We start from the raw sequence: 12,617 nt of genomic DNA on the forward strand, positions 1-12,617 counted from the left end.
CACTACCGGCTACGTGATACGCAAGGTGACACGAAGCCGAGGACTCGTCGCCTCGTCCACTACCGGCTACCTGGAGCACAAGGTGACACGAAGCGAAGGACTCGTCGCCTCGTCCACTACCGGCTACCTGGAACGCAAGCAGCAATTTTACCGGGCTACCTGTTCCACTTCTCATACCATTACAGCGGCGTGAATGAATCGGTTACGATGATGGGTTGGCGGACTCTTTTTGAGGTTCTAGGCATTTGCGGAGCAAGACGATGAATCGAACAGCAGGCACCCCACGGCGAAGTTTTTTGGGCGTGTGTGGCGGGGCAACCGCCGCGTTGGCGTTGAGCGAGCTTGACATCATCAACCATTTGCCGCGTGTCAGCGCCGCCGAGGCGACACTTGACCAACAAGCCGTCCGTTTTAGCGACGATATCGAACCCTTGGTGCGATTGCTCGAAGAGACGCCGCGCAATCGGGTCGTGGAAGTGTTTGCCGACAAAGTCCGCAGCGGCACGTCCTATCGAGAAGTCCTCACGGCGTTGCTGTTGGCCGGCGTCCGCAACGTCGAGCCGAGGCCGAGTGTGGGTTTTAAATTCCATGCCGTGCTAGTCGTCAACTCGGCGCACCTGGCCAGCCTGGCATCGCCCGATCAAGATCGTTGGTTGCCGATCTTCTGGGCACTCGATTACTTTAAATCGTCCCAAGCCCGCGATGTCCAGGAAGGCAATTGGACGATGGCAGCGGTGAACGAATCGTCCGTCCCGGCACCGCACCAGGCACGTCAAGCGTTTGTCGATGCGATGGACAACTGGGATGTCGATGCGGCCGACGCCGCGGTCGCGGGACTGGTCCGTTCCGCCGGCGCGAACGAAGTGTTTGAATTGATGGCCCATTACGGATGCCGCGACTTTCGCAGCATCGGGCACAAAGCCATCTTTGTGGCCAATAGCTTTCGCACCTTGCAATGCATCGGCTGGCGGTACGCCGAACCCGTGTTGCGTTCGCTGACCTACGCGCTGTTGAATCACCACGGAGAGCCCAATCCGTCGACCAGCGACTTGACACCCGACGCGGCGTGGCGGGTGACCGATTCATTGGTCGACGGCTTCGATGATCAATGGAACAGTGGCAAGCTGGATCCGTCGGTCACGGTGGCACACTTGCAAACCTTGCGTGATGCCACACCCGAACAGGCAGTGCGCGAGACAGCCAAACTGATTCAGTCCGGCATCCATCCCCAGTCGATCGCCGATGCGTTGTTTCTATCGGCCGGTGAGATGCTGATGCAGCAACCCGGCATCATTTCGCTGCATTCATCGACGACCACCAACGCGATGCAGTACGCCTATCGGACGGCCCGCGATCCGAAGACCCGTCTGCGGCTGCTGTTGCAGAACGCCGCGTTCATTCCCCACTTCCGATCGTCGATGCAGTCGCGCGGGAAGGTGGCAACAAAAAGCATCGATCAGTTGCAAGACTTGGAAGCCCCCGAGCAGGCGACCTCGGTCACCAAGATTTTTGAACTGATCAACGACAATCGTGAGGAAGCATCACGCGGCGCGATGGCGTTTCTGGCAACCGGCGGCCAGGCCGAACAAATGATTCACACCGCCCGCCAATTGGTGTTCCTCAAAGGCAACGATTCCCACGATTACAAATTCAGTTCAGCCGTGCTGGAAGATTTCTACGCGGTCTCGCCGAAGTTCCGCAACAGCTATCTGGCCGCGTCGACCTATCTGTTGCCCGGAAGCCGTGACCGTGATAACGGACTGGTCGATCGCATTCGATCTGCGGTCGGGTAGGGGTCGCCCGGTGGGCCGTCAACCGCTACCGAGGGTCTTATTCGGACTCGCGGATCGTTTCACCCTGCAGCAAGCGATTCAATTGCTCGGAGAATTCGTGCAGATCGAGTGGCTTGACGAGCACGCAGTCCGGGCAGACGCCCGACGCCAGTTCACGGCTCCCCATGTCGATGCTTCCGGTGATCACGATGACGGGCGTTTCCGGTACGATCTTTTTGATTTCTTGAGTCAGCAGCAGACCGTTCATCTCGGGCATATTCATATCCGTGATGACCAGGTCGTAGTCTCCGTTGCGGACCATTTCCAAACCATCCGCCGCGCTTTCGGCACAATCAATTTGATAGCCTAGGGTTTGCATCAGCACCGTCAGCGACTTGAGCCCGAGGACGTCGTCGTCGATGCACAGTAACTTGATACCGCCGTGTCGATTCATCAGCTCAGCTGAATTTACCACCCCGAACTCCTGTCTCGGATCGATGTGTTCCGAATAAATGTGACCGCTATAAATGCGACCGCTTTGAAACGGCAGCGGGGAAGTGGTTCCCGTCACCGAAACGTGATCGTGCCGAAGCTGTGATCATACCGTGTTTGTCACACGGCGGCGCCAGTTTTTTTGATAATCACATTCGGCTATTGGACGGCTCATTCTGTTTGTGAATGCGTTCAACGACAACCGGTCGCGCACTATCGCAACTTGTCTTACTTATTCCGGGGGGAACTCATTGCGATGGCCTCACGAGGAAAACGATCGGCGTGGTCACGTTGGCTGGACCGCCGGAGGAAAGCTCGTTCGCAGAGCAACTTTGCTATAGTGCAGTGGATTTGAATACACCGACGTCATCTCTTCGACTCCTCATAAGTGCCATCATGAGCTTCTCTTCGTTGCGGCATTCCGCGGCCAATAATCCGGCTTTCGATCACGTGGTCCCTGTGCGATTTGTTACCACGTTTGCAGCCGCATGCGTGGTATTGATTGCGACCGTTTTTGCCCAGTCTGCGTGCGGTGCTGACGTGGGGACTCGGCCCAACGTCGTGGTGATCATGACGGACGATCAAGGGTATGGCGACATGTCGTGCCACGGTGACCCACATCTACAAACACCGCACCTGGATGCCCTTCATGCGCAATCCATTCGATTCACTAATTTTCATGTCTCACCGTATTGCACGCCCACACGTGCGGCCTTGATGACCGGTCGCTATCCGGCTCGCACCGGCGCTTATCGCACCTCGTCCGGTCTGACGTCGCTGCACCCACGCGAAAAGACATTGGCGGATCTGTTCTCGCAAAACGGTTACGCGACGGGGATGTTCGGCAAATGGCACCTCGGCGATTGTGCCCCGTCGCGTCCCATGGATTGTGGGTTCGATCGATCGGTTTGGCATCGCTGCGGCGGATTGACTCAGATTTCGGACTATTGGACAAACGACTACTTCGACGACACCTACCTGGTCGGAGATCGCTGGAAGCAATTCGACGGTTATTGCACGGACGTCTGGTTTGACGAAGCGATGAGCTTCATGAGCGAAGCCGCTCGCGACGCTGGAGGCAACAAACCGTTCTTCGTCTATCTGGCAACCAACGCGCCGCACGATCCTTATCTGGTTGCGGACAAATGGAAACAGCCCTTTCTGGATGCGGGGCTGCCGGCAACCCAGGCGGCTTTCAAGGGGATGGTCGCGAATTTCGATTGGAACATGGGGCGGCTGCTTCGCTGGATGGACACCGAGCAACTCGCCGACGATACCGTGCTGATTTTCCTGACCGACAACGGCACCTCGGCCGGAACGATCTTTGGCAAGGGAGGTCGCATCACCGGCTGGCCCGTCGACGCCCGCGAGAATGCCGGTCGGCGTGGCGGAAAGAGTTCCGCCTACGATGGCGGCCATCACGTGCCGTTGTTCCTTCGCTGGCCGAAGGGCAATCTCGGCTCGCCACGCGGGATCGACACGCTGTCGGCACACCTGGATCTGACGCCCACCTTGATCGATCTGTGCGGTCTGAAACGCCCGGCCGATTGGCCCGCACTCGATGGACGCTCGTTGGTGCCCCTGATCACCGATCCCAATCCGGACTGGCCGGAGCGGATTCTGCATAGCCAGATGCATGGCGGAAACGGCTTCGTCAAACCGGGCGATCCGTGGGAGATCGGTGTCGCAATGACCCAGCGATGGCATCTCGTCGAAGGTCGTGAACTGTATGACATGCAGAACGACCCCACACAGCGAAATAATGTTGCCGAAGACTATCCGGACGTCTTCGCGAAACTCAACCAGGCCCACCTCGACTGGTTCGATTCGGTCAAGGCGGGCATGCAACCGACTCGCATCTTGATCGGATCGGAGTTGGAGAATCCGACCCCTTTGACCAGCCAGGAATGGGTGATGCCCGGTGGAAACCCGCCGTGGGCACACGCCCATGTCGTCAAACGGATGATCGCTAATGGTCCCTGGTGGATCGAAGTGGCCAAGCCCGGCAACTATCGGTTTTCACTTTCGCGCTGGCCGGACTACCTGGAACAACCGATCGATTCCACCGCGGCCGGAATCGAGATCGCCGGCCGAACGATGGAACGGCCGATCGAGGCTCCCGGAACGACGACGTCGGCCGAGTTCGAAGTGGAACTGCCGGCCGGCCCGTGCGAATTGTCGACTTGGCTGGAAACCCCAGACGGCAAGCGACACGGCGCCTATTTCGTGACGGTCACGCGTCTGCCCAACGCGGACGATCAGACCCCGGCGGTCCTTTGGACGCAGTACGGATTGAGCGACAACACCGTCAAATTGACCGCCCACACTGACGCCGATCCGCTCAATCCCAGCGATGCGACCGTCAGATTGCAACTTTATCGCGAGAATCAGTGGTCGACCGAAGCGGAGGCGCGCGTTGATCCGCTCACTGCGATGGCAACGTTCCGGTTGGAAGATTGGGATGCAACACAGAGCGTGCCGTATCGCGTCGTCAGCGGACAGAGCCGTTGGCAGGGTGTGATTCGAAAGGAACCGACGGACCAGCCGGTGTTGAAATTGATGGTCGTGGCCTGCGTCAATGACAAGTTTTTTCCGTACACCGAAGCCGTCGCCCAAATGACCGAGCAAGACCCCGACTTGGTGTTCTTTGCCGGGGACCAAATCTATGAAAGCAACGCGGGCGGCGAAGTGATCACGCCTCAAGACGAATCCGAAGTCCCCGCCGGCATGGCCAACTACCTGGCCAAGTGGCGAAAGTTCGGACTGATCTTTCGTGATCTGCTGAAAGACCGGCCGTCGATCATGATCACCGATGACCACGACGTGTATGCCAATGATTTGTGGGGCGACGGTGGGCGTCGGATGACCGGCGACCGCACCACGGGCGGCTACCCGGCCGATCCGATGTGGGTCAATGCGGCCGAGTTGACTCAAACCGCCCATCTACCCGACCCCGCATCGCCCGGACCCTGGGGAGATGGCATCAACGCGTACTTCACGTCACTCGACTACGGCGGGGTCTCACTGGCGATACTCGAAGATCGAAAATTTAAATCTCCGCCCAGCGAGGTGCTCTCGGCGGCCATCGAGGATCCCGAATCCGACGCCCCCAATCGGACCCTGGAAGTCATCATGGATCCTGCCTTCGACGCGGCTAAGCTGGACCGGCCCGACCTGCAGTTACTCGGCAAAGCCCAAGAGGACTTTGTCCGCGCTTGGGCCCGCCGGGTCGCGCAACGCAAACAGTTGGCCGCCGTCCTGAATCAGTCGCCGTTGGTCAACATCGCAAACTACGACACACGCTTCGGCGACATGGATTCCAATGGCTGGCCGCAATCGGCTCGGGACCGGGCGTTGCGTGCGATCGCGCCGTCGCAGGCCGTGATGCTTTCCGGCGACATCCACTACGGAACTCTGGCGCAATTAGGAATCGATGACTGGGGGGACGGTCCGTGGTCGTTTTCGGTGCCCGCGTTTGCCTCCGAACAGAACCGTCGCTGGGGGCCGAGCGAGCCAGCCCAAGGCCGGGAGATCCCTGGGATCGAAGGCTCTGGGAACCACCACGACCGCTTCGGCAACAAGCTGACCGTTGCCGCCACTGCGCCGGGCAAGCAAGGCTATGGAATGGTGCTGTTCGACAAACCCAACAGCCGGATCACGCTACAATTACACACGCTGGATTCGGACCGCAAACCGGATCAGGAGCAAATCCCGGGATGGCCGCTGACCCTGGATGTCCGGCATTGACAGGTGGATTGATGTGCAGTGTTCGCAACCCGCAGCGTGGACGAGAGGTGAGTTGAAACAGAATGACGAGTGAATCGGAAACGACAAACGCTTATTTCGTCTCGGATCTGCATCTGTTCTCCAATCGGTCGACCGGAGACCTGATCCTGCCGGAGCTGCGCGACAGGGTTCGTCAGACACACACGGTGGTTCTGGGAGGCGACATCTTTGATTTCAAATGGAGTACCCACGAGAGCGATGAGCGGTCGGTGGAAAAGGCCGTCGAGTGGATCGAAGACCTGTTGGAGCAAAATGCCAATTGCGAGTACCACTACATCTTGGGCAACCACGATTCACGCCCCGAATTCGTCGAGCAATTGGACGCGTTGGCGTCGCGACATCCAAATTTCACGCGGCATCGCTACTTTGCTCGTCTAGACAACTGCCTGTTTTTGCATGGCGACGTCGCCGACGGACCGCTCGATCACGCGCGACTGGATTCGCGGCGACAGAAATTCGAGCGGAAGAAGAAAAAGACCGGGTTGTGGCACGTCGCCTATGACATGGCGATTCATGCGCGGCTGCATCGATTGGTGGTTCTCTCGATTCGAGAGATGAAAGTGCTGCGGCGGATCAACGCGTACGTCGAACGAATCGGCCACGGGCTGGACGATGGCGTGACAGATGTCTACTTCGGACACACGCATGTCGATCTGGATGGCATTCAGTACCAAGGGCTTTGCTTTCACAATGGTGGTGCAGCCATCCGCGGCATGAAGTTTCGAATCGTCGAAACAACGCTCAGTGCCCCCGCCACCGTCCGCGCCTAAGTCCAAGCACACGAGCTTACGTGTGCTTGGTATGCCACGTGAATGACAACCAAGTCGCGGGCGTCAGGCGAATGGGGATGCCTAACTTGCACATTAAGTCGAAGTTTTGTGCGTTGCTGCGCATCAAAGAGCGCTATAATCAAGAGTCGCCAACCACTAATCGCTGGTTCCGCTGGCAACAATCTACTGTCCCCTGAGCATCCGATGGCAGTTACCAACGCGTTGAATGGTTCTACGCAGATCCATCCCAGCCTGGACTTGGCGGCAAAAGTGCTCGATTCGCTGACGGTGTCGTTGGCGGTGATTGATTCAACCGGGGCGATTGCTGCGACGAACCAGGCGTGGGACGATTTTTCGCTGCAAAACGGTGGCCGTCCCGCGGCAACCGGTGTCGGGGCAAACTATCTGGATGTCTGCCGATCGACTCAGGGGCCTGACGTGTTTTACGCCGAACAGGCCTTCCAGGGAATCAGCGATGTGCTGCACGGCAAGCGACAGGTGTTCACGCTCGAGTACCCATGCCATTCACCGACACAGCAACGTTGGTTCATGCTGCATGTTTCACCCTTGAGAAACGATCCCGACAAAGCGGTGACGGCCCACCTGACGATCACCGATCGCAAGCTGGTGGAAAACAAATTGGTCGAGACGACTCGGCTGGCGGCGATCGGCGAAGCGATGAAGGGCTTGAGCCACAAGGGCCGAAACTCGCTCCATCGCGCCCAAGGTTTCATCGATTTGCTGCGATATTCCATCAAGCAAGACGCCGAGGCGACAAAGTTGCTTGACCGCATTGAACTCGCCCAACAACGCTTGGTCGGTTTGTACGAAGAGGTGCAACACTATGCCGAGCCGATCCAACTGTCGTTCTCCACCGGCCGGTTGGATCACGTGGTCGAGGAGGCTTGGGCATCCCTTTCCCCGTTTGAAGATCGATTAAGGCTGCAGCACCTGGTGCGAGGAATGGAGTTGGATTGCGAAATGGACCGTGACGCGATCTGGCAAACCCTGAAGGTGATCTTTAGTAACGCGGCCGAATCCGGCCCATCGACCACGCTGGTCGATGTTTCCTATCAACCGGCCCAATTGAGCGGCCGCGCGGCAATCACCATGGTCATCAGCGACAACGGCCCGGGGATCCCCGGGGCGGACCAGGAAAAAGTTTTTGAGCCCTTTTACACAACCAAGACCATGGGGACCGGCCTGGGTCTGGCCACGGCCCGTCGGATCGTCGAAGGGCACGCCGGCCGACTGGTTGCCGGCCCATCCGTCTTAGGCGGTGCGTCCTTCTACTTGACGCTGCCAGTTCGTCAGTTGGTTCGCTGACAGCGTCGCGCTGCATCAACGTTGAGATTTAGAGTGCCGCATCGCGAGCAGAGGAGGATTCCTCGTTGAGTCAATGAAAAACACCGCGGACCACACAACGCGAGTGACGGGGGAGCCATGCGTTTGTGGATCGCACAAGGGGCCACGAGAGATCAAGACCGCGCCAATCCCACGCGCGGAAGCGAGATTCTTATCCCAAGGGATCACAGCCACTAGCCGGAGGTCCGCGCAGCGCCACCTCCGGACCACGCCCCCAATCCTCCCCACGCCCCCGGGCGGGGTCGCTGTGAAGCATTGATTCCCTGCGTTTGACGAGGTGTTAGCGGCAGGGCGCAAGCCCGCCGGGCCCTCATCGTTCCCGAAACACCGGAGGGCTCGCGCCCTAACGCTAAAATACACTTCACAGCGTTGCCCCGCCGGGGTCGCAGCGAGGATCCGAAAGCCCGGCGGGCTGACAGAGTGATTGCCGGGCCCGTCAGGGCCCGGGCAGCAACGCAACGTCGACGCAGGCCTGGAAGGCCGACACAGCGCGCACCGGTTACGTCGTGGCAGCATAGACTGTGTCGCCCTTTCAGGGCTAATGCAACAGAAAGAGTCTCTCAACCGGCGGCTGACACCGCCGGCAGACACTGTGCCTGCCCTCCGGGCATCACCCAGGCCCTCCACTTCACCAATCACCCGCACGCAGTTCATCGGCGCTGTGCTGGCCACGGCGTCTTGATCTCATGAGTGCACTTCAAATGTCTGGCGGCGCTCGCCTCCCAAACCTTGCCGCGTGTGTGTTCGGGGCTGGCAGGCGAGCCATGGAAACCTCCGGGCTGAGCGGGTGCACGCACGCATTCTGCACCTACTGCGATTCGTCGGCCAGCTCGGCAGGCGTTTTCCACGGCGTCCCCGTCATTACCCCGCCGGGTTTGCCGTAGCTGTCAAAGTAGAACTCGTAGAGCGGAGAAAATTGGGGGCGGAAATCATCCAGCGAGCAGCGAAAGAAGTCGTCGGGAATCTGTTTGCCGATCCGCCAATCGAAGACCCAGTGATGATGTTCTTGTTTGTGCCCGTAGGGGCTTCCTGAAGCCGCCTTGATCAGGTGCGGCAGGTACTTGCCCGACGCAGCATGTTTACGCCACTCGATTTCTGTTTCCGCGAACAGCCTGGGCATCTGCTCGATCTGGCTGACATATTTAACTTTGACCGGCAGGTAGTCGAATGCTTTGGACTGCAACAGTTCGATTTCGAAGTCGAGTGTGTAATGCTTCCAACGCCACCGGCTACGCAGATCGCCTTGAGTAATAGTTTCGGCTTCCAACAGTTCACTTTGCTGCAGGTAAACTTGTTCGATCCAGCCGTATTGATCTTCGGGGTTGCGAAGAAACATGGCGTGCAATACCAAGTCGTCGAAAGGATCAAAGCGGACACCGGACAGCCGTTGCTGCTTAATGAAGTCGGGAATGCTCTGTTGCTGTTCGCGAACTTTGTATCCATGTCGTGAAACTGACCCGGCTCGTCCTTTCGTTTCTCCTTTGCACTCGTACAGTTCGACCCAGTACTGAAATTCGTAGGTGCGGCTGGACGACTCAGGTCCCATCACTTTGCCGGACGCACGATACGTCAGATTCTTTTGCTTGTCGGCTGCCTGCAATCGGTAGATGCGATCAATCTGCAGTGGTGGTCGCTTGACCTTGGCGTCGTAAATCGTTTGGCTTTCTCCTGTGACCATCAGTGTGTAGCGTTTCAGCACACTGTCGCGGAGCAGCGTCAAGTCGGTCAGCCCCTGAAGCACCTGCTCTTTGGCGGAAGGGGAAATCGCAGGCTCGTCAGCGGATAAAGAGCCGTCGGACAGCAAGCCGTCGGACAGCAAGCCAGCGGCTGCGAACAGCATGGTGAAAACAATGGAAGGGTTAAGAAACCGCATTTTCAGATCCTGCCACAATCAAGATGCATTGCCTCACGGACGTGGTTCAGAAGGGCCACGCCCGGTTCAATTCTACCCTCACGCTACATACCGAAACATTGGACGCCACTCAGTTCGACAATCTCTACCGATTCTTCGTGACTTGCGTTATCGATATCACCTGTACACTTCCAATAGGTTTCAGCCCATTCGCAATCGCAATCTCCCTCGGAATAGCAAATGTAGGTATCTGGATTGGCTTCATCAGGTTCTCTTCCTTCTTCGTTAAAGCCTGCGTCCCGCTGCTCCTTGACGGTCGCGTTGTAGTCATCACCATGGTAGAGCCATGTCTTGCCCGCGCAGACCGCTGCTGTTTGGGGGTTTCCGCATTGATACGTCTTGACGCCACCGCTTTGGCCGGTCCAACACGTTTCTGTGTAAGTCGTATCGCACACGCGAATCCAATTGTATGGAACGACGTAGCGTACACAGTCTCCCTGTGCTATGGCCCCGCCTCCTGTGATCGCGATCAAGCAAGCCAACGTAAAGAATCTCATGTTCTACCCCTTACTGATTGAGCGTTCGAATTTCAACCTGTCCGCCAACAACCTGTAAGGTCGCGTAAAGTGGAAGCTTCGAGACCGTCTTGTTTGTCAACAAGACTTCATTCTTTCCACCTTCGCTATTTGGATCCGCTGAATATAAAATGCCTGTCAAACAGGTCAGCAAGGTAGCGAAGAAAACCCGTACGATCATGCCTGCCCCCGGCGTCGTGTGGATGTTACAGTCGAGACTGCTTCTATTGATGTGGGGTGAACTTATTGGTTTGCCGAATTGCATCCAAGAAAAATTTAGAAAGATTTTTAAAAAAATCGAGTGTGACCTGAACCTGATCGAAAACCAGCGCTCGGAGAAAGTACGAGAACGTTCCTTGCAGTGATGAAGGGATGAACGTCGAGCGGCGAGGTCAAGGTGTGTACGAAGTGGCCAAGCAAACATCGCCGCGGCACGTTTGAAGATCATGCCGAGCTTCGTCACCAGCTCGCACCAACCGTGACTGTCCAAGCCGATCCGTCTCAAGATCGGAGCGAGATGCTCTGGGATCTGACCCGCCTTCTGCTTTTCCCATTCCATCAAGTTCAACGGTGGGCGTCACCGGGTGTAAACTATGTTTCGCATCACGTGCATCATGACAAATTTGCAACACATTCCCACTTTGGCATTCCTTTCATGAACTTTGGATTTCGACTTTGTTGTTTGGCATTCCTTTCGATCGCGGTCTCTGTCTGCAACGGAGCACCGCCTGCGGGCTCGACGACTGAATCGCTATGGCCCGACTTGCCGCCGGGCACCACGCTCCGCGGTGAAGGCGACGTTCCACAATTGATCGTGACGCGAGTCGAGTCGGAGACGCCGACTGCGGCGGTGGTGATTCTGCCCGGTGGCGGATACGGCGGGCACGCGATGGATCACGAGGGCTATCAATTCGCAGAATGGTTCCAGTCCTTGGGCGTCAGCTCGGCGATTTGCACGTACCGGTTGCGGGGAAAAGGCAATGCCGGCAAAGGCTACGGGCACCCCGCGCCGATGATGGACGCACAGCGGGCCATTCAAACCTTGCGAGCCCGCGCCGAGGAGTGGAACATTGATCCGCAGCGGATCGGCGTGATCGGATTTTCCGCCGGTGGCCATTTGTGTTCGACGGTCTCGACCCACTTTGCGGACGCCGATCCCGCATCGGAAGACCCGATTGCACGGGTTTCGTCACGACCGGATTTCAGCATCTTGTGCTACCCCGTGATCGCATTCGGCAAACCGTACACGCACAAGGGCAGCCAACGAAACCTGATCGGTGCGGAGCCGGACGCAGCGTTGTTGGAATCGCTGTCGAACGAAAAACAGGTGACCGAGAACACGCCGCCGGCGTTTCTGTTCCACACCGGTGAAGACACGGCGGTTCCGGTCCAGAACAGTCTGGATTATTACCTGGCGTGTGTCCAAAACGGCGTCGCGGCTGAGTTACACGTCTTCCCGGAAGGCCGTCATGGATTGGGACTGGCGCAGCAGTTGCCGGGGGCAAAACAATGGCCCGATTTGTGCGCCGATTGGTTGCGGCGGTTGGGCGTCGTGACGACGAAGTGACGGATGCCGGTCCACGCCAGCGCCCAGGTTTGCACATTGTTCTCAGCGTAGCGGAAGGGCTCGCGCCCTCCGGTGTTTCGGGAACGATGAGCGACCGGAGGGCTTGGGCCCAATACCGCTAAATCGACAAGGTATTGACCAGCGCTGGGCCCGTAGGCTCGCGCCAAACGGCTGATGATCAATTGACATCAGCCGGTTCGCGCCAGCGTCCGGGCGACCATCAACGTCGATTTAGCGGCATTGGGCTTGCGCCCTGCCGCTAACACCTCGTCAAACACTGGGAATAAATGCTTCACAGCGTTGCCCTCCGGGGTCACGGCAGATGGGAGGTCGGATATCCGGAGGTGTCGCTGCGCTCACCTCCGGCTACTGGCTTTGACCCCGTCCGGGGTCCTGCCTGCGATTGGAGATTGCCCGTCGGCTCGCACCCGATCACCA

The 12,617-nt window shown here is 58.0% G+C and carries 10 protein-coding genes; 6 read left to right on the forward strand and 4 right to left on the reverse strand.

Going from position 1 to position 12,617, the window contains the following annotated elements; all coding sequences use genetic code 11:
- A partial coding sequence (locus tag ABX749_RS06765; protein ID WP_372895300.1) for a hypothetical protein occupies window positions 1–193 on the forward strand: 193 nt, incomplete at its 5' end.
- A 67-nt stretch (window positions 194–260) separates the two neighbouring features.
- Complete coding sequence (locus ABX749_RS06770) at window positions 261–1,793, forward strand: hypothetical protein (protein WP_372895301.1); 1,533 nt, start codon at window positions 261–263, stop codon at window positions 1,791–1,793.
- 37 nt (window positions 1,794–1,830) lie between these two features.
- On the opposite strand, the gene ABX749_RS06775 is transcribed toward ABX749_RS06770, so the two are convergent.
- Window positions 1,831–2,343: a response regulator gene (locus tag ABX749_RS06775; protein ID WP_372895302.1), complete on the reverse strand. Its 513-nt coding sequence runs from the start codon at window positions 2,341–2,343 to the stop codon at window positions 1,831–1,833.
- A gap of 317 nt (window positions 2,344–2,660) precedes the next feature.
- On the opposite strand from ABX749_RS06775, the gene ABX749_RS06780 reads away from it, so the two are divergent.
- From ABX749_RS06780 to ABX749_RS06790, 3 genes are all read left to right on the forward strand, one after another.
- Window positions 2,661–6,011: a sulfatase-like hydrolase/transferase gene (locus ABX749_RS06780; RefSeq protein WP_372895303.1), complete on the forward strand. Its 3,351-nt coding sequence runs from the start codon at window positions 2,661–2,663 to the stop codon at window positions 6,009–6,011.
- A gap of 62 nt (window positions 6,012–6,073) precedes the next feature.
- The gene (locus ABX749_RS06785; protein WP_145217754.1) at window positions 6,074–6,820 is read left to right on the forward strand and encodes a metallophosphoesterase; all 747 of its coding nucleotides are present in this window, start codon (window positions 6,074–6,076) and stop codon (window positions 6,818–6,820) included.
- A 204-nt stretch (window positions 6,821–7,024) separates the two neighbouring features.
- Window positions 7,025–8,146 carry an ATP-binding protein gene (locus tag ABX749_RS06790; protein WP_372895304.1) on the forward strand — a complete coding sequence of 374 codons (1,122 nt, stop codon included), beginning with the start codon at window positions 7,025–7,027 and terminating at the stop codon, window positions 8,144–8,146.
- 847 nt (window positions 8,147–8,993) lie between these two features.
- Here the strand turns inward: ABX749_RS06790 and ABX749_RS06795 are convergent.
- The 3 genes from ABX749_RS06795 to ABX749_RS06805 all read right to left on the reverse strand — a co-directional run bounded on the left by ABX749_RS06795 (window position 8,994) and on the right by ABX749_RS06805 (window position 11,171).
- Entirely contained in the window at window positions 8,994–10,058 is a 1,065-nt protein-coding gene (locus ABX749_RS06795) for a hypothetical protein (RefSeq protein ID WP_372895305.1), read from the reverse strand.
- A gap of 83 nt (window positions 10,059–10,141) precedes the next feature.
- Window positions 10,142–10,492 carry a hypothetical protein gene (locus ABX749_RS06800; protein ID WP_372895306.1) on the reverse strand — a complete coding sequence of 117 codons (351 nt, stop codon included), beginning with the start codon at window positions 10,490–10,492 and terminating at the stop codon, window positions 10,142–10,144.
- A gap of 112 nt (window positions 10,493–10,604) precedes the next feature.
- Window positions 10,605–11,171 (reverse strand): hypothetical protein, encoded by a 567-nt coding sequence (locus tag ABX749_RS06805; protein WP_372895307.1) that lies wholly within the window; start codon window positions 11,169–11,171, stop codon window positions 10,605–10,607.
- A gap of 96 nt (window positions 11,172–11,267) precedes the next feature.
- Between ABX749_RS06805 and ABX749_RS06810 the strand changes: the two genes are divergently transcribed.
- Window positions 11,268–12,179 (forward strand): alpha/beta hydrolase, encoded by a 912-nt coding sequence (locus ABX749_RS06810; RefSeq protein ID WP_372895308.1) that lies wholly within the window; start codon window positions 11,268–11,270, stop codon window positions 12,177–12,179.
- Window positions 12,180–12,617 lie beyond the last annotated feature (438 nt).

This window comes from Stieleria sp. (assembly GCF_041595215.1).
Taxonomy (GTDB): Bacteria; Planctomycetota; Planctomycetia; order Pirellulales; family Pirellulaceae; genus Stieleria; species Stieleria magnilauensis.

Excerpts from the sequence above, each read along its gene's own strand:
- ABX749_RS06770 (WP_372895301.1), top strand. The coding sequence starts at position 261 with ATGAATCGAACAGCAGGCACCCCACGGCGAAGTTTTTTGGGCGTGTGT.
- ABX749_RS06780 (WP_372895303.1), top strand. The coding sequence starts at position 2,661 with ATGAGCTTCTCTTCGTTGCGGCATTCCGCGGCCAATAATCCGGCTTTC.
- ABX749_RS06785 (WP_145217754.1), top strand. The coding sequence starts at position 6,074 with ATGACGAGTGAATCGGAAACGACAAACGCTTATTTCGTCTCGGATCTG.
- ABX749_RS06790 (WP_372895304.1), top strand. The coding sequence starts at position 7,025 with ATGGCAGTTACCAACGCGTTGAATGGTTCTACGCAGATCCATCCCAGC.
- ABX749_RS06795 (WP_372895305.1), bottom strand. The coding sequence starts at position 10,058 with ATGCGGTTTCTTAACCCTTCCATTGTTTTCACCATGCTGTTCGCAGCC.
- ABX749_RS06805 (WP_372895307.1), bottom strand. The coding sequence starts at position 11,171 with ATGGAATGGGAAAAGCAGAAGGCGGGTCAGATCCCAGAGCATCTCGCT.
- ABX749_RS06810 (WP_372895308.1), top strand. The coding sequence starts at position 11,268 with ATGAACTTTGGATTTCGACTTTGTTGTTTGGCATTCCTTTCGATCGCG.